Annotated in this window: 11 protein-coding genes, 1 tRNA gene and 1 pseudogene; 4 read left to right on the top strand and 9 right to left on the bottom strand. The window is 40.6% G+C overall.

The window, feature by feature from the left end; all coding sequences use genetic code 11:
• A pseudogene (locus JMY08_RS14010) lies at positions 1–194 on the bottom strand (hypothetical protein); the annotation flags it as partial.
• A gap of 250 nt (positions 195–444) precedes the next feature.
• Between JMY08_RS14010 and JMY08_RS08650 the strand changes: the two are divergent.
• The 4 genes from JMY08_RS08650 to JMY08_RS08635 all read left to right on the top strand — a co-directional run bounded on the left by JMY08_RS08650 (position 445) and on the right by JMY08_RS08635 (position 7,556).
• Positions 445–663 (top strand): helix-turn-helix domain-containing protein, encoded by a 219-nt coding sequence (locus tag JMY08_RS08650; protein ID WP_075101008.1) that lies wholly within the window; start codon positions 445–447, stop codon positions 661–663.
• Between the two features lie 882 nt (positions 664–1,545).
• Positions 1,546–2,112, top strand: a complete 567-nt coding sequence (locus tag JMY08_RS08645) for a hypothetical protein (protein WP_201592901.1) — start codon at positions 1,546–1,548, stop codon at positions 2,110–2,112.
• Positions 2,099–4,411 (top strand): hypothetical protein, encoded by a 2,313-nt coding sequence (locus tag JMY08_RS08640; RefSeq protein ID WP_201592899.1) that lies wholly within the window; start codon positions 2,099–2,101, stop codon positions 4,409–4,411. The genes JMY08_RS08645 and JMY08_RS08640 overlap by 14 nt, the downstream gene beginning before the upstream one ends.
• Entirely contained in the window at positions 4,404–7,556 is a 3,153-nt protein-coding gene (locus tag JMY08_RS08635; RefSeq protein ID WP_201592897.1) for a tyrosine-type recombinase/integrase, read from the top strand. The genes JMY08_RS08640 and JMY08_RS08635 overlap by 8 nt, the downstream gene beginning before the upstream one ends.
• A gap of 782 nt (positions 7,557–8,338) precedes the next feature.
• Here JMY08_RS08635 and JMY08_RS08630 read toward each other — a convergent pair.
• From JMY08_RS08630 to JMY08_RS08595, 8 genes are all read right to left on the bottom strand, one after another.
• Positions 8,339–9,931, bottom strand: coding sequence for a DUF3987 domain-containing protein (locus JMY08_RS08630; protein WP_201592895.1), 1,593 nt, complete (start codon positions 9,929–9,931; stop codon positions 8,339–8,341).
• On the bottom strand, positions 9,921–10,208 hold the full coding sequence (locus tag JMY08_RS08625) for a helix-turn-helix transcriptional regulator (RefSeq protein WP_227679641.1): 288 nt from the start codon (positions 10,206–10,208) through the stop codon (positions 9,921–9,923). Before JMY08_RS08625 ends, JMY08_RS08630 begins: the two co-directional genes overlap by 11 nt.
• A gap of 131 nt (positions 10,209–10,339) precedes the next feature.
• Positions 10,340–11,269, bottom strand: a complete 930-nt coding sequence (locus JMY08_RS08620; RefSeq protein ID WP_201592893.1) for a hypothetical protein — start codon at positions 11,267–11,269, stop codon at positions 10,340–10,342.
• 32 nt (positions 11,270–11,301) lie between these two features.
• Entirely contained in the window at positions 11,302–12,489 is a 1,188-nt protein-coding gene (locus JMY08_RS08615) for a tyrosine-type recombinase/integrase (protein WP_201592891.1), read from the bottom strand.
• A 149-nt stretch (positions 12,490–12,638) separates the two neighbouring features.
• Positions 12,639–12,715 (bottom strand) — tRNA-Ile (locus JMY08_RS08610).
• 83 nt (positions 12,716–12,798) lie between these two features.
• Positions 12,799–13,605, bottom strand: coding sequence for a pteridine reductase (locus tag JMY08_RS08605; protein WP_201592889.1), 807 nt, complete (start codon positions 13,603–13,605; stop codon positions 12,799–12,801).
• Between the two features lie 33 nt (positions 13,606–13,638).
• Positions 13,639–14,841, bottom strand: a complete 1,203-nt coding sequence (locus JMY08_RS08600) for a tRNA nucleotidyltransferase (RefSeq protein ID WP_201592887.1) — start codon at positions 14,839–14,841, stop codon at positions 13,639–13,641.
• A 164-nt stretch (positions 14,842–15,005) separates the two neighbouring features.
• Positions 15,006–17,330, bottom strand: coding sequence for an NADP-dependent malic enzyme (locus JMY08_RS08595; protein ID WP_189584714.1), 2,325 nt, complete (start codon positions 17,328–17,330; stop codon positions 15,006–15,008).
• Positions 17,331–17,463: the final 133 nt, after the last annotated feature.

Genomic DNA, 17,463 nt, shown 5'->3' with positions numbered 1-17,463 from the left:
CAGCACACATCATCTAAGCAAGCGTAGCATTGGCTTACGGTTTCAAATAACGTATGGGTACTAATGCTATATTTTTGACAAAGTAAACTAATATAATCCACATAGCTGATTTTATGATTATAGGCCCAATAATCCTCACAGACCCGTTTGTCCCAAGCGTTTTGTGTCATGCTCCATTCAATGCTGATGCCCACAACGTACTCCTTTTTAATGATCTGATACCTACGGCTAGCATTACCTTTTTATAGTAATGATATCTATTGAACCAGTCGCACCTATCATCATTAGCCAGCTATTGAGCAGCAAGATAGGTATATGACATAATAAAGCGTTAGTCAGCATAAAATAGTTTTTGACGGAAACTTAGTTATTGCCAACGAGTATTATTCTAGCAGAAAAGTAGTCACTGGCAAGTATTTTTTACTTACCAATAAGGATTTTATTGTGATTTCTTGTAATCTCCCTGTGCTTTTAGCAGAAAGACGACTTCGAGTTGCCGATTTAGTAAGGATGACGGATATTAGTAAATCGACACTTCATAGAATTTATAACGATGAGACGACTCGTATAGAGTTCGATACGCTAAGCAAATTGTGTGAAGTACTAGAGGTGACACCATGTGAGATATTAAAATACGTACCTGATGAAGACAGTAAAAATTAGGTTTTATAAATAATGTAGCTGAACGCGTACGTTCACTTTAAACTCTGGAAAATAACGATATTACTATCCGATCAGAAGTATTCATAGCTCTCATAGATAATGGTTTAGCTATTATTTTTGAGGGCTTTTCTAATGTCCTTGTACTTATTCGCAGCGAATATATTTTTAATAAATATAATTAAATCATAAGCTTGAATAATGTTATGTTATAACGTATCATTAATAAAACAATAATTTTTAGAGCAGTTTATCGTGAAAAATAAGACCCTTCGCTCAACTCAAAAGCTGTTAATACTGAGCTCGAAAAATCTAACCGTTCATCCTAATGCTAGAAGTGCTTTTATTGTTTGGCAGCAGCATAGGCTGCCTCTGAGCCGACCACAGCTGGCAGGCTTAGATGATTATTATCGACCAGTATTACGGTTATGTGTGCTTGATAAAGACAATTATCAGTTCTTCAAACCCCGATATCAATCAAGCCACCTGATACTCCTAAAAGCAGTAAGAGCTTGCTAAGACATGCCAGCAAAAGCCTAGTGCGTCTTTTATACATAAGGCAGTCCATCGCTCTAATATTTGCAATGCTTATCGTTGATAATGCTATACCCTGAAAAACTATGATATTGCTACCTGAGAAGTAAGGATCGTATTATCAAGAATACTTATTTTGCATGAGTAAAAGTTAATTTTTATACTTCGATTTAGTTGAAATATTCCCATTCTAAGCCTTTAGGAAGTGACATTTAGCCTCACTTCCTAAGAGCTTTTTGTTCTTATTGTCTATTGGCTTAATAATTAATTATTTTAATAAAATCAGCTAGTTGATAATTGTTATGTTATAACGTATCATTAATAATATAGTGATTGTTATGGCGTTCTATAATGAAAAATAAAAGCCTTAAAGCGACCCAAAAGTTGGTAGTGCTTACCTCACAAAATCTACGGGTTCATCCTGATGCAAAATCTGCCTTTATGGTTTGGCAGCAGCATCGATTACCTCTACTGCGACCACAGCTGGCAAGTTTAGATGACTATTATCGTCAACCACTACGATTGTGTGCTGTAGAAGATAGCTATCAGTTTTTTAATACCTTTGCGCGTATTGATGAAGTTATGAAGCTTGAGACTAGATATCGACAGCCATGCTTAATTGCACCTGAGAGCAGTCATGACATTAAACGGCTAGCATGGTGTGAGGTGCTTAGTTTATCTAGGTTTAATGGTGTGGATCATCCCATGCTGTTTAAAGCGATATATCAGAATTCGCCAAAGCAGCTTATCTGTGAGCTAATGGGCGTGCACCGATTAACGGTCGCCAGTTATTGTCAGTTCGCTGGTATCAGCCAAAGTGCTTATGAGTATCAGCAGTGTAAGGTAGCCAATGATGAGGCGATACTGGGGCTACCCAAAAACCTGAATTGGATGGACACATCTTATGGGTCACACTAAATTACTTCATGATGTGACCGACAGGCGAGTGTTGGACAAGCTTATCCCAATAGATTCACCATATCACATACAAATGTCTCAGCTTGTGATTGATGTGATTAGTTTGGTGCCAGATGATGATATTGGTTTAGTGTTTTCGACACCCTATGACAATCTTAAAGGCTTTACTGATATAGACTGTGAAGATGTGATTAAACAAATCATTCGGCAAGGTAAAACAGTAGAGTGGGCAGTCAGCTATATGCTAATAGTCTTTTATCAGACATATGGCGAAGTTGATATAAATAATAATGTTTGGCGATTTATGAGCGGCTACTTAAAAGTGATATTTATGATCACAGTACGCCACAACAAACACTTTGCCAAAATAGATAAGCTTGGTGTGCGTGTTCGTATGGCGCTAAGGCGTTCTGATCCACAACGTGGCATTCTCGACCAGTTAATCAGTATTCACGATCAGTGCGATGGCTTATCCTCATGTTTGAGTCACATCAAACAGTATGAGGCAAGAGTCAGACAGGAAGAGGCAACAGGTGAAACAGCCAACCAATATCTTGGTAGTAAAATAGGTCAAATTAGGTTGGCTTATGAGGTAGCGATTGATAATAAGGCTTTTATTGGTAAAACCTATACTGAAAATACTAAACGCGTAAAGTTGGCTCAAACAGTCACCAAGACAGTGGCGCATATCAATGGTGAGCCGCTACAAAGAATAGTGTTTGGTACGAAACAATCAAAAAAGTACAGTAACGTGGCAATCGCTGAAAATATTGCTGATGACGACGAAGTACCCTTGCTAGACAATGACTTTAAGCCAGCCACACAAATTGCTAAATCCTCTGAGCTGCAGCAATGGCGATTAAAGAACAACCATCAACATGCCCGCCGTAATCAATTTCATTTCCCAACCAATCATCGTCAGCTAAGTATTACCGGATATCAGATGCTATTTGCCACGCTTTGGCAACGCTTTATGAGTGTTGATAAAGAGGGAGGCACTGGGTATGTCGTTTTAATACTATCACTGTTAAGCGGTCTTAGTATTGATAGCATCATTGCTGATTGGCAATGCAGTCACAGTCAACGGCAGTATTTGGTATATGACCGTGTCCGTAAAGTTAGTAGCATTGCCATCACGATTGATGTGACGACCAATACTCGAAGTCATCTGCTTGCCCACAGACAAAGCTATGGCAGTACCTTTTATCGTGCAATTCCTGAAGCTTTACAAATTATGCTTGAGGATAAAATTACCGTTTCATCCGATACTGTTAAAGACGCTATCTCTTATGCTAAAGATCTGCTTAACCTGCCAGCACTGAGTTCCCAATATATTGAAGCAGGCCTGTTTGTATTGATCAAAAACGAGCTTAATAAGCCATTATATGCTGACCTGATCACAGGTGTTGATGTACGGCATAGCTCTGCGCTGTATTACCTTAGTACTAAAACGGTAGAGCTAGAGCAAACTTATATAAAAGCAGTAGAGCTAATAACTGAATACTGTAATGATGAGCAAAAAGCACTTTTAATAGATGAGTGTAGCGTACCGATGAACGGTCATAGAAGCCACATTGGTAGTGATATGGCACTAAAGACCACAATGTGCCAGCAGTTCTTTAATCAATTGGCTGTCAGTGCCGAGAGCTTTAACGGGAAACTAAAATCCCACATGGATCGCTATATTGCGCAGTTTAATAGCTATAGTATTTGGTTGTGGCATATTGTCATGATCCAAACCGGTATTCGCCCAGTCAAGCATGCACCAGGCTTGCTACACCAGTTTGACCTTCAGCGGCGCATGCTATGGGTATCTGACAAAGAAGAGCGTCATGCGCAGTCTGATGGTAGGCTCATTCCTCTTAGCAATTTTTTGATAACGGCTATTCAAAACTACATTATTTATATTAAGCAATTTGCTGCCATCTATAATTCATTATGTCCAGCAGCGCCTTATCCCATTAATGCCATCTTGCAATCAGAACAACCCCTCATTCAAATTTACCAAAAAAATCCAAAAGGCTTTGCCAGTATTACGCCAAGCCGAGTCCGCTATCAGTTGCAGGACTTTTTTAGTCATCAGGATAATTGGCTACGTCATCAGCTGAGATCCATGCTCACAGGGCGTGTGCCTGACTATCTGATTTGCGCGCTTTACGGTCATGAGCATCCTAATCAAGAATTTATGCATCCAATGTCATCAAGCTTTATCAATCAGCTGCACCAGCTCAGTCCCCATTTAGATGCGATTGCTACAGACCTTCACTTAAAACAAATTGAGGTTCGCCTATATGGATAATATTAGCGCCCATAAACTGCGACAGCTGAATAGAGAAGAAGCTAAAAATAGTATCAAGCATGATGCTAAAGCCTTAATTAAAGAATATATCAATCAATATCCTATGCAATCGCCTTGTGAGCTTCAGCATCATTACGAAGCGATTAACCAGTTACTAGAGGAGAGTTTTGATACCGCTCAAAACTTCCAATTGGCGCGGCGCGGGTTTTTAGAGTTTGTTCGTGATTATAATGAAGCTCACCAGATATACCTTAACGAGCCTGTGGTACCGATACTGGCGACTCGTGAGCGCTTGACCATTAACTATGACTGGTTTGTGCATGGACGCGCTGTAGCAGACAGTAGCGCGATAATGATGGAGGTTTGGCAACGAAAACGGTGTTTTTCAGTGAATGACTTGGTTGAGGGATTACTATATTGCAGCATCATGTATAGCGGTATCAACGACATTGAGGTGTTAAAAGCGCTCTATGATTGGCTATTTGATGAACGTCAGATTTATCAGATTGACATGGCAGCGACTGATGAAAAAAGCAGGGTAGAGCATTTAGCTATAATACCGCTTAGCGTACCTGATGATAATTATGGCTGCGCGGCTGATGAGAGTGAAAGTCTAAAGCGTTTCGTCGATTATATTCCCGATGATATGAGCTTGTGTTTTTTATACGCTCTACAGGATAAAGAGTTAAACACTGCCAAGATCAAGCCATTTAATATCATAATCAAAAATATCTCAAAAACGCTTCAACTCACCAATAAAGATATTGATCGCCCGCAGCACTCAATGCTCATCAAATATGCCAACTACCACTGGCGACAGCTAGAAGGTAGCCTGATTGATGGTGCGCTCTCCGTGGTGAAGCAAGGTAATATTAAAACCACAGGTTTGTCTACGGATAAGCTCATAAATTATAACCGAGAGCTCATCAAGCCAAGTCCTGAGCCACTCGAGTGGTCTGAACTGTTTGATGCCAGTTATCAGACGGTAGGAGCATCACAATGTAAGAGAGATGCTACAGCTTACCCAAGCTTTAGCAAAAATCTGATCAAAGAGTTGCAAAATGCACTCAAATTAACTAGAAACGCTGCTATTTCTACTATCACAATATTAATGACAGACGCTAGCCAGCCTAATGCGCAACGCTTGCTTAGCTGGGCGTTATCATTACTGGATGATCATAGCATTCGGCTCAATACCATCAGTAAATATATCGGCTGCATTGGTCGCGACTGGTTGATGCTAACGATGGATGAGGACGTTGATCAGTGGGAAAGTGAGGATTTTGAAGAGATATACGAGCAGATTATTCAGAGTAAGGCAAAAGATGGTCGCAAATTGTCTGTACTGTGCAAGTCAACAGAGTTTGATGATACGTCTAGTGGTATAGATAATGATAACAATGCTACTGGTCAACAGCTATCTCATCTTGACCGCCTAAAAGACAGCCAGAAATTTACTTATGGGCGTCTGCGTGCATTTCATGGTCATCAATGTATAAACTTTGATGCGCCTTATGTGTATTTTCCATGGGGCAATAATCGGCAGGCAGTAAAAGCTGAGATGGTGTCACCGCGTGTGTATCATGCGATGAAAGAGTATGTGCAGTCATCAAATTTAAATTTTGAGCAAAAGCAATTGTGCTTTGTGGTTCTAGCACTTGCTTATCGCACTGGTATGCGTATCAATGAAATCATTGGTACTAAGGTTAACGACATTACAGATATAGGGTTTATCAATGGCCAAGTGATTGAAGCGCCAAAAATAATCCTCAAACCCAACCGCTATCGTAGGCTTAAAAGCAGCAGTGCCAAACGAGTGATACCGATAGACAAGCTTTTCAAGATTGATGAGTTGCAACCGTTCATCGCACTCTATTATCAACAAAAAAGGTTAAAGCGCCGCTATTTATTTTCACAAGGGTCAGGCGATCAACCACTACCATCTGTATTTTTCAGTAATATGATGAAAATAATATGGGATAGATTGCTGTTTACCCATAATTTCACCTTCCATAGCTTTCGGCATACATCGATTAGCCAACTGGCGCTGGTATTAAATGACTCGCCACTTGCTCAGGTGATGACAGATTATGATAGAGATCATAGCGAGGCTATCGCTAGCGCCGTGCTTGCTAATAATAAAGAAAAGGGAATGTGGTTTGGGCTGGCTAGCCTTGCTGGACATCTAACGCCAGATACTACGTTTGAGCACTACATTCATAGCGCTCATTTGCTGGCTGGCTGGAAAATGAGTCAAGCCAAACTTTTTATGCCTATAACCGTATTTGAGATGGTAACTAGCATTGGTTACCAGACAGTAAATAGGCAAGACGGCAGGGCATATAATGCCAGTACTAAACAGGTTTATCTTGATAAGATGCGTGGCTATTTAATTGGCAGGGTTGCAAGCAAAAAGTCTCTATTTTCTTATAACAACCCATCAGCTAATACAGCTTGCCAGCAAAACACGCAAAATGACGCAGTAGATACTCAGCTTTCTATATTTATTCATCCTAAAATTTATGATGTCATTGTGCTGTTAGAAGAGCTACAAAAAATAAGCGTCGATAAACGAGCAGGGCAGTTGGCAGAGGTCGCACTTCGGCATGGCATCGTTGTTAATGAGGCTATAAAGATTTACAACAGTACCAATCAAATTTTTACCGATGATAGGTTATTGCTAAGAGCGCCGACGGGACATAAAAACCAGGAAGTTTTAGTTAAAGCAATTGATCGTGCTTATCAGATGTCAATTGATGAGCCTGCTAGACTGAAATCGCTCGTAGATGTATTTAAAGATAAGCAAAACTTAAATACTTCATCAATTCATTTTGGGATTAAAGAGACGCAGCTTAAAATGCTACAGCAGTTCGTGACAGTAGGTTGTCAACTTATCGATGCCAGTTATTGGCAGATTAGGGCACATAGCGAGCAAGCAGTGCGTAATGTTAAAAAGGAGCTCGAGCTCGATAGCTCAATACGTGTCGGTGCTCGTGAGAGTTTTCATGGCTATGAGGTGAGAGTGGTACAGAAGAAGCACAGGCTATCTGATAAAAACATGGCTATGACAGATGATTATTATGCTTCGTCGGGGATGCTGAAGTATCTTGGATATTTATTGATGATACTAATACCGATCGATTAAAGTTAACAAATCTATTTTTTACTCATTTTTTTAGGCAGATTAGGCACATTTAGGCATCTGTCGTTAACAATGAGACAGCTCTGATATCAAGGAATGAGGGCAATAAAAGGAATAGAGGCACACTTATTGAAATGTATTTAACCTTATTTATGTATAAAAATTAGGTGGTGTTTCAAAAAGTATGCTGCCATTAGATGAAGCCATAATTGATATAAAAGAACACCATATTGAACGTCTTTACAGTAGATTCTACTTTGCTGATGCTTATGCCTCATGGTAACGAGGAACAAACGAAAATACCAATGGCTTGATTAGAGAGTACCTGCCTAAAGGGTGTGACTTTAGACAGGTATCTGATGATGAAGTACAGGCTATTGAGGATAGAATAAACAACCGACCAAGAAAGCGTTTAGGGTTTAGAACGCCAAACCAGGTGTTCTATAATATTATTTAGCGTTGCACTTGGTGTGTTAATCTAGGCTATCTTTACTATCGCTTATTAATAATAAATAAACGGCATCCATATATCTGCCATAACAGATGCGATAAATATTTATATATGACTAAGAGTGTGCCTTTTCTGCCTAAACAAGCTATAGCATTTTGATAGTAAAGGGTTGATTTGATAACAGAATGTGCTTAAGCTGTCTTAAACTGCCTAGGTATTGCACTTCTACACTGATTTGATGTAACTAAAGTACGCTTAGGTGTTGGATACTAACAAAAAAGCCCCTAGCTATAAAGCTAGGAGCAATTTAAAAGTATATTTAAAGGTTTAAGTATTATGCGTACAATTTTGGATTGATCTCAATAATTTTTTTTCTGCCATCGGTTGACTGTATTATATGCCCTTTACTTTCTAAGTTATCCAACTCAATTTGCAACAATTTATTATTTTTGCGCATTGGCATAGGTGCTCCGTTGAAAGCATCAGTACGATTTAAAATAGTAGGATTCTTATTCTTGGCCTTACTCACAAGCCAGTTGCTTAACTTCTCACTATCGTTTTGCTCACCTGTAGGCGAGCTATCAAAATAGCGTAAGCGTTCAGCTGTAGAATATTCAACTAACATAAAAGCACGTTTAATATCATCACTATTGATTGTCCTACGTCCTTCAAAGAATGCAATCAATGAAGCTATACGGCTCGCATTTTCTGCCATGCGTGATGCATACGCTTTTAATGTGGCAAATATACCACCTAGCTTCTGACGATCTTCTATTGCTTGCATATGGTCATCAAAAGTCTGTTGAGCTGTGACATCTGCCCATTGTATTTTGATGCGTTCAGATTTGTCTGCGACGTCGGTTGGCCCATCGGCGGGCAAAGTAGCAAGTAAAACTTGACAGCGTGACCAATATTCTATTAAGTAAGGGTTGTCGTCTGAGCTATCACTTCTACGCTTTGGGTCATTCCATGTTCTATATCCTCGCAGATCTTCAGGACAAGCAATCAAAGCACGGGCTAAAAGCCCTTGACCATTCATTAACGGATCGCTTAATGCTGGTTCTAAAATGACATGCTGTGCCATTAACATCAAGGTTAAACGTGCGCCATATGCTTTTGTACGTGGGTTAGCAAAAGCAGTCTTTTGTGACCGTGATCGATTGACCATACCGCTACTATATAAGTCAGTAATTCCAGTCAAGCTATTACCAGCTGTCTTACTAGTCATTGAAGGACCATTGAAAAATTGTGCTGCATCATCACTTGCCCACGTTGCAACAATAATTTCTCGATTTACATACTTATCTAGTAAGGCCTCCATTGTGATATCTTTGAATACCATTTCAGGGTTATATGGCTTAGGTATTGATTCAAGAAACTCTTTTAATTCCTTGCCATTTAAGACTTCCTTTTTAGCTTCCCATAATACTAATGCATCAATATATTGTTCATATTGTCGTTGCTCATACTCATCAATTTTCAAATGTGTTAACTTCATGGTCTCAGTCTTGCCAGCGCCACTTTCACCTTCTGTTATTAGTATCAAACTCGCTGGCTTATAACTATTTCCAAAAGGTGCGTCAATAAACTGCTGGCCTATATGTGATAACGCGCCTAATACACACTGACCAGCCATTGCAAGTGGCACCTGCGCATAATAGGCTATTGCCTCAATGGTATGCCGCAATGAGCCTGTGAATGCGTTGATTGGGTAAGACGTAGGCTTGCTAGAGTCGTTGGCTAGTGGTTCAGGATCTGGCCATTTATCAATTTCCAACATATTAATGTTATGTTGTAACAAAGAAGCGCTTTTCATGTTAATATTAACATTCAAAAGATCTCTATTAAATTTACAGTCACATGTAGCTTTTTCGTGATCAGTAACGCTCATGCTACCAACATGAGCGTTTTTATTTTTAACTTTCATCAGTTTCTCCTCCTGCTTGTTTAGAGATAATCAGCGGCCTATCATGACTCTCGAGCCATTCTATAACATCTGAATTGCGCCACACTGCCATGGAAGGTGAGAGTTTGATACAGGTAGGAAACCTACCATCACGACTCCATTCATGCAATGTGGTTCTCGAGAATGGAAGATAAGGTAAAATATCTTTTGCTCGCGACATGCCTTGAGTAGGTAACATCCTAATCATTTCATTTTTTAATGACGAATTGCAGCCATTATCATTGTATTTATCGTTCATTTTATTTCTCCATACATACCACAGCGACATGCTGCGGTATGTATCGAATAATATAGTTCTGTCTAAAAACAAAAAACCCCCAAATCACTATGATAAGGGGGGTTATCGGGAATAATTTACGAGTTAGGGGTTTATTTTTTCATGTAAAGAGTAGGTTGTTCCTCTTGGTCTTCATTTTTAGGTCTACCATTCGGATTAGCATAGCTAGGAACAATATCTTTTAACCATCCGTCTATCGTAGAGTTTTTAGATACCTCAAACTCTTCAGGTAACATAGGACTCTGTATGTTATATAGAATAGATTGAACTTCTTGAACCATGCGTTTTTTCATAACTTTTTCTTTATCATCCATTTTCCATATATAATCTGCTACAGCTATGCCTACCCCTCTAAACAAACTGTTTATCAAATTTCTCTTTTCAATTGAATGCAGTTGTTTAGTATTTTTATCTGAGCTATATTTGTTTAAGTCTAATTTCAACGATTTATTTTCAGATTCTAGTTTCTTTATAATCTCTTTTTTCTCATTCAGTTCTACCATTATATTGTGAAACTCTAATTTTTCACGTACCTGATTAGCAAATTGAATCAAATCACGTGATTTGAATTTCAGTTCACATTTTAATTCATACTTACTGTTTTCATTTATTTCACTATCTAAACTAAATAAGCGATAACCAATAGGCTCTAGGTCTATGAGTTCCTGCATTTTGTCATCTTTGTATGTTAAAAGATCTTCCAAAGTATATAGAAGACTACTGTATCCTATCCTCGGTACAATACTGTGAGACAATAGCTCTATATTATCAATTGAAGCTTTAAAGATAGCTGTACAAGAAACTGACATATTGATTAAACCAACTTCAGTAGGTTTTTTGGCAGAAAATACAGTTCGATGTTCAGCTGCGTAAACTACTCCTGAATACAGGACATAAGGAATTAGTTTATTTATACGAATATAATCATAAAGCATAGAAGGGGTGACAGGCTCACTGAAAATTGCAGATAAGCCTTCTTTAACTTCTTCTAAATTATAATATTCTCTAGAGTTATCAAACATTTTACTACCTTTAGTTAGATTGATATGTTTAGTTAATAGTTTGTTTTAATTTTTTCAATAAAACTCGCCCATTCATTCATCATATCTTTGCGATAGTCTAAATGCTGAGCACCGTTATATGCTTTACTAATTTTGTTTTCTTGTTCATGAGCCAGTTGTAATTCTATAGCTTCATGCCTAAAGCCTTGTTCATGCAAGGTAGTACTCGCTAGACCCCGAAAACCATGCCCCGTCATTTTATATTTATAGCCCATTTGATATAAAGCATTAATGAAGGCGTTTTGGCTGTACGGTTTGCGAGTAGATGGGTTATAGAATACATACTGTTCTGAGAAGTTTAGCTCTTTAATTTGCTCTAATATATTTATGACTTGTGGCGCAAGTGGGACTATATGTGGTCTATCCATCTTCATCTTATCTGATGGGATACGCCAAATTTTATCGTTCCAATCAATTTCTGACCATTCCATGAACCTGAGCTCATTAGTACGTACGAATGTGTAGCATAAAAACTGTAGACCTAATTTAACGGTTATATGGCCAGTGTAGTTATTGATATCTTGCAAAAGTTTTGGCAGCTCTTTTGAGGTAATGCGGCTGTGGTTTTTAGTTTTATGCGGTTTGATTGCCGCTGATAAATCTGCTGCAGGGTTTGAGGTAGCCACACCTATACGAATAGCATGCTTAAATATTTGTCCAACTTCAGCCATTATGCGCCGCGCCATTTCATTAGCCCCGCGTTGCTCGACATTTTTACCAATCGTTAAAATATCAGGTGATGTAATATCGTCGATAAGCTTATGGCCGATAACTGGTTTAACGTCGCGTATGTAGGCTGAATAGTTGCGACTAAACGTACTTGGCGCTAAAAAGGTTTTACGGTCTGCATACCACGCTTGTGCTATGGTATCAAAAAGCTTTGACCCGTCTTGTTCGGCAAGCTTCTCCTTTTTTCTCTCTTTTGGGTTGATACCTTCATTAATAAGCTGCTTTATTTCTAGGTTGCGCTGGCGTGCTTGCTGTAAGGTTATTACTGGATACTTGCCCAAAGTGAGTGACTGTTGTTTACCTTGCCAGCGGTAAGCACTGATCCAAACTTTATTCCCTGTATGTCTTACCCATAATTGAAGGCCATCGCCATCACTATGCTTATCAGGGCGGCTAGGGGTGCATTTTTCACTTGGGGTTAGTTTGTTGATAATAGTATGAGTTAATGGCATGTTGGTATATCTCCGAGTTGGTATAATCTATACCAACAAATATACCAATATTCTATACTGTTCGCCACATACCAAGATATTCGTAAAACTCACAAAACCTCATAAAAAAAGGCCTGCCGCATCGCTGCGAACAAGCCTGATTTAATATGTGGTGGGCCCAGTAGGACTTGAACCTACGACCAAAGGATTATGAGTCCTCTGCTCTAACCAACTGAGCTATGGGCCCTAACGCTAGACGGACAATGATACCTTATTTTTTGAATTTTTCAAGTAAAAGTTAACAAGTAGCGCAGAGTATTTGATGACTTGTTAATAACTGCCACCAGCCAACGTCAAACTACGCCCGCCATCAACCGCGATAGTCTCGCCAGTCACATAACTTGCGCCAGCCAAATAGAGCACGCAATGGGCAATGTCAGCTGGTTTGCCTATTCTTTGCATAGGAATAGAGTCGATAATGCTGTGTTGTTGCTCATTATCAAGCGCTTGGTCGCTATCGATTTCAGGTAATATATTGACCCCAGGGGCAACACCATTGACGCGCACATCAGGTGCCATATCGAGTGCGAGAGATTGTACCATCATCCGATGTGCAGCCTTTGCCATATTGTAGACGGTATAAGTGCTGAATGGTTTATTGTGCGCATGGATATCGAGTAGGCTAATGATGCAACCTTGCCGTGCTTTCAGATACGGATATAACGCTTGGCTTAATAGTAAGGGCGCTTTTGCATTGGTCAAAAACAATTCGTCCCATTGTGCTTTTTCGATACTACCAAGCGCACTCGGATAAAACCGTGAGGCATTATGTACTAGCACATCGAGCTGACCAAAACTTCCTATGATATTTTCAATAAACTGGCTAAGAGCCGAGCTGTCATTAACGATTGCCAAATCAGCGACGATTACCACGGCACTATCGGCTCGATTTTCATTGAGCTCATCGGCTAGGGCATTGGCTTCTTGCTCACTATGATGACAATGGATAATGACACGGTAGCCTTGACGGTGTGCGGCTGTGATAATGGCGGCACCGATACGCTTAGCGCTGCCAGTCACGAGCATCACTGGTGCAACGGTATTTTCTGCTAGAGAGGTGTTGATTTTTTGATTCATAGTTAAGTTTTAGTAGACATTTGAGAGTAATTTTTAAGCCATCTTTTCAGAGGGTATTAAAGACATATCGTGCGCTTGTAAGTGTTCAATTCTGGCTTGTCGCAATGCCGCACCAATCGCTGGACCTTTGAGGTCTGATTCGATATATTTGACACCGATAGCATGGAAGCTGCCTAAGGCTAGCATCATCTCACGGTGCTGAGAGGCGAGTTGTAACACGTGGCTGGTCACTAGCAGTTGCGAGAGCTTATCAGGCTCTTTATGAGCACTACAGGCTTGGATAAGGTCTATTTTTTCACTCGCATTAAGCTCATTTATACGTTTTAATTTTTCGCCTTGCTGCACGAATAAAGTCGCAAACTGAGTTTGAGCTTTTGGTACTTTAGCGGCGTTGCCTATTTCAGTAATAGCTTTTGTGGCAGGCATCGTTTCACTGGGTGTTAAACCAAACAACGCTGGATTAAGACTGGACAGTAATAACGCCCAGCGTTGTGATAGATTTAATTGCATTTGACCCGCGAAATACAGCGCGGTCTGTACCGTCTCTCGTATGTGACCATTAGCGCCCCACGTTTGATGTAAGGGCGCAAAGTATTCTGTTAAAGCATTTATTTCGAACAGTTGCTGCCAGTATACCTGAGGAGAGACCTGCATCATTGCGCGGCTCGATTCTTGCCAAATGCGCTCACTACTCAAATGTGACAGTTCGCCCGAGCTGACCAACTGGCGCATCAATGCCAAGGTCTCATCAGCAATCGTAAAGCCTAAGTCATAATAACGCCCATAAAAGCGCGCCGTTCTAAGCACTCGTAATGGATCTTCGTTAAAAGCGCTGGAGACATGGCGTAGGGTTTTGCTTTTTATGTCACTCAGTCCACCATAATAATCGACTACTTCGCCACTGATAGGAGTGTCGTCAGTGAGGCTCGTGACTTCGATTGCCATGGCATTGACGGTTAAGTCGCGTCGTTGCAAATCTTCTAATAGTGTCACTTCAGGGCTGGCATGGACACTAAAGCCCTGATAGCCTCGTCCTTGCTTGCGTTCGGTACGTGCTAGCGCATACTCTTCATGACTGGTCGGATGCAAAAACACAGGAAAGTCAGCGCCGACTTGTTGAAATCCAGCAGCAATCATCTCTGCTACTGTCGCCCCAACGACAACGAAGTCTTTGTCTTTAATAGGACGATCTAGCAATCGATCACGTACTGCGCCGCCGACGAGATAAACTTGCATAATAGTTCCTATTTATTGACTTAATTGACACTAATGAAAGGGTGATTGACAAAAAAAACCAGTCAGCGCTTTTAATAAAGCACTGACTGGTTTTAGTATAGCAGACCATCTCCATAAATAAATTACAGTGATGGTGCTAATAACACACTTATACTATCGTTGAGCTATTTCTGAGCTTCGTTCTCTAAATCCTGAGCTTCAGTAACGGTCAGTGCAGTCATGTTGACGATACCACGTGCTGTCGCTGATGGCGTCAAAATATGCACTGGCTTATTAGTACCTAATAGGATAGGGCCAATAGAAGCACTGCCAGTTGCGGTTTTAAGCAGGTTGAAAGCGATGTTTGATGCATCAAGTGTTGGCAAGATGAGCAAGTTCGCTGCACCTTTTAACGGACTTGATGGCATGTCGTTTAGACGGATATGCTCATTCAGCGCGGCGTCACCTTGCATTTCGCCTTCGAATTCAAAGTCGACATTCATATTGGTTAGTAGCTCATGAACCTTACGCATTTTGACAGCGCTGGCACGGTTTGAAGCACCAAAGTTAGCATGAGAAACTAGCGCGACACGTGGCGTGATACCAAAACGACGTAACTGATCCGTTGCCAAGACCGTCATTTCAGCCAACTGTTCAGCCGTTGGATCTTCGTGGATATAGGTATCCGCGATGAAAATGTTACGATCTTGCATCAATACGGCATTCATCGCATAAAAGTCGTTCATACCTTCTTTTTTACCAATGACGCTTTCAACGTATTTTAGATGCAATTGATAATGGCCAAATGTACCACATACCATGCCATCTGCCGCACCATTTTCGACTAGCAAAGAACCAATCAGAGTCGTCTTACGGCGAACATCACGACGCGCAAGCTCAATGCTTACACCGCGGCGTTTGTTCTTCTCGTAGTAGCCCTGCCAGTAGTCTTTGTAGCGAGGATCGTCATCAATGTTGACGATGGTAATATTCTCGCCATCTTTTAGACGTAGGCCCAGTTTTTTGATATTGGCTTCGATAACTGAAGGGCGACCAACCAAGATAGGTTGTGCTAGCTTCTCATCCACGACGACTTGCACAGCGAGCAAGATATTGTTGTCTTCACCTTCACAATACACAATACGTTTTGGATCAGCTTTAGCACGAGCAAAGATTGGCTTCATCACAAACGCTGAGTTATAAACAAACTCAGACAGACGCTGACGATATGCTTGCATGTCATCGATAGGTAGCGTGGCAACGCCTGAATCCATTGCTGCTTTGGCAACAGCAGAGGCAATCTCAATGATTAGATTTGGCTCTAGAGGGCCTGGGATTAAGTAGTCACGACCAAAACTCTGCATCTTTTCGATGTTTCTAGCGCTGGTAGTTGGAGTAGCTTCAACGTGTGCCATCGCAGCGATTGCTTTTACGCAAGCGACTTTCATCTCTTCGTTGACAGTTGTCGCACCAACATCCAATGCACCGCGGAAGATGTACGGGAAGCATAGCGCGTTGTTTACTTGGTTTGGATAGTCTGAACGACCAGTTGCCATGATGACGTCTGGACGTACCGCATGTGCCAATTCTGGCATGATTTCAGGTGTTGGGTTGGCAAGTGCAAAGACGATAGGGTCTTTTGCCATACGGCGTACCATATCTTCTGATAGTGTGCCTGGCATTGATAGACCTAGGAACATATCGACATCGTCCATGACTTCTTCGATAGAAGTAGCTGTGATATCACGAGCATAGCGCTGTTTGGTTTCATCAAGGTTTTCACGGCTAGTACTGATAATACCGCGTGAATCTGAAACAATGATGTTGTTTTTATTAACACCAAGGGCGCAAATGATATCTAAGCAAGAAATGGCTGCTGCGCCAGCGCCTGAACAAACAATTTTGATCTCTTCAATTTTTTTGCCAGTAATCAACAGAGCGTTTAGCATGGCTGCGGCAACAATGATTGAGGTACCATGTTGATCGTCATGGAATACGGGAATGTTCATGCGCTTACGCAATTCACGTTCGATTTTGAAACATTCTGGTGCTTTGATATCTTCTAGGTTGATACCGCCAAATGTTGGCTCAAGAGAAGCGACGGCTTCAATGAATTTGTCTGGATCATTTTGGGCAATTTCAATATCAAAAACATCAATACCCGCAAACTTTTTGAACAGAACCCCTTTACCTTCCATCACTGGTTTTGATGCCAACGGGCCGATATTACCTAAACCTAGTACGGCAGTACCATTGGTGATGACACCGACCAAGTTGCTACGCGCTGTATATTTGGCCGCTAATGCTGGGTCTCTTTGAATTTCAAGACACGGTACAGCAACACCTGGAGAGTAGGCAAGTGCTAGATCTCGTTGGTTGGCCAATTGCTTGATAGGGGTAACTGAGATTTTACCTGGTCTTGGAAACTCATGATAATGGAGGGCAGCTTGTTCAAACTGCTCTTTTTCCGTATTAGGGTTATCCGTATTCAAAGTGATATCGTCATTCATAATAATTGCCATGGTTGGAATAAATTGGAATAGATTAAATGGTGATAAAAAACTAACGCCGAACCCTCAAAAAACCATGAGATATGATAAGAAGAGGGCACAGTTACACTAAAAAAGGTAATGATCGATAAAA

The organism is Psychrobacter sp. Pi2-51 (assembly GCF_904846665.1).
Lineage (GTDB): Bacteria > Pseudomonadota > Gammaproteobacteria > Pseudomonadales > Moraxellaceae > Psychrobacter > Psychrobacter glaciei.
The sequence above is the reverse complement of the archived record's forward strand: the minus strand, read 5'-3'. Positions and strand labels throughout refer to the sequence as shown.

What these genes read in the sequence shown, in the direction of transcription:
- JMY08_RS08625 (WP_227679641.1), bottom strand. Translation starts at nt 10,208, where the DNA reads ATGAACGATAAATACAATGATAATGGCTGCAATTCGTCATTAAAAAAT.
- JMY08_RS08620 (WP_201592893.1), bottom strand. Translation starts at nt 11,269, where the DNA reads ATGTTTGATAACTCTAGAGAATATTATAATTTAGAAGAAGTTAAAGAA.
- JMY08_RS08630 (WP_201592895.1), bottom strand. Translation starts at nt 9,931, where the DNA reads ATGAAAGTTAAAAATAAAAACGCTCATGTTGGTAGCATGAGCGTTACT.
- JMY08_RS08605 (WP_201592889.1), bottom strand. Translation starts at nt 13,605, where the DNA reads ATGAATCAAAAAATCAACACCTCTCTAGCAGAAAATACCGTTGCACCA.
- JMY08_RS08635 (WP_201592897.1), top strand. Translation starts at nt 4,404, where the DNA reads ATGGATAATATTAGCGCCCATAAACTGCGACAGCTGAATAGAGAAGAA.
- JMY08_RS08600 (WP_201592887.1), bottom strand. Translation starts at nt 14,841, where the DNA reads ATGCAAGTTTATCTCGTCGGCGGCGCAGTACGTGATCGATTGCTAGAT.
- JMY08_RS08595 (WP_189584714.1), bottom strand. Translation starts at nt 17,330, where the DNA reads ATGAATGACGATATCACTTTGAATACGGATAACCCTAATACGGAAAAA.
- JMY08_RS08640 (WP_201592899.1), top strand. Translation starts at nt 2,099, where the DNA reads ATGGGTCACACTAAATTACTTCATGATGTGACCGACAGGCGAGTGTTG.
- JMY08_RS08615 (WP_201592891.1), bottom strand. Translation starts at nt 12,489, where the DNA reads ATGCCATTAACTCATACTATTATCAACAAACTAACCCCAAGTGAAAAA.
- JMY08_RS08645 (WP_201592901.1), top strand. Translation starts at nt 1,546, where the DNA reads ATGAAAAATAAAAGCCTTAAAGCGACCCAAAAGTTGGTAGTGCTTACC.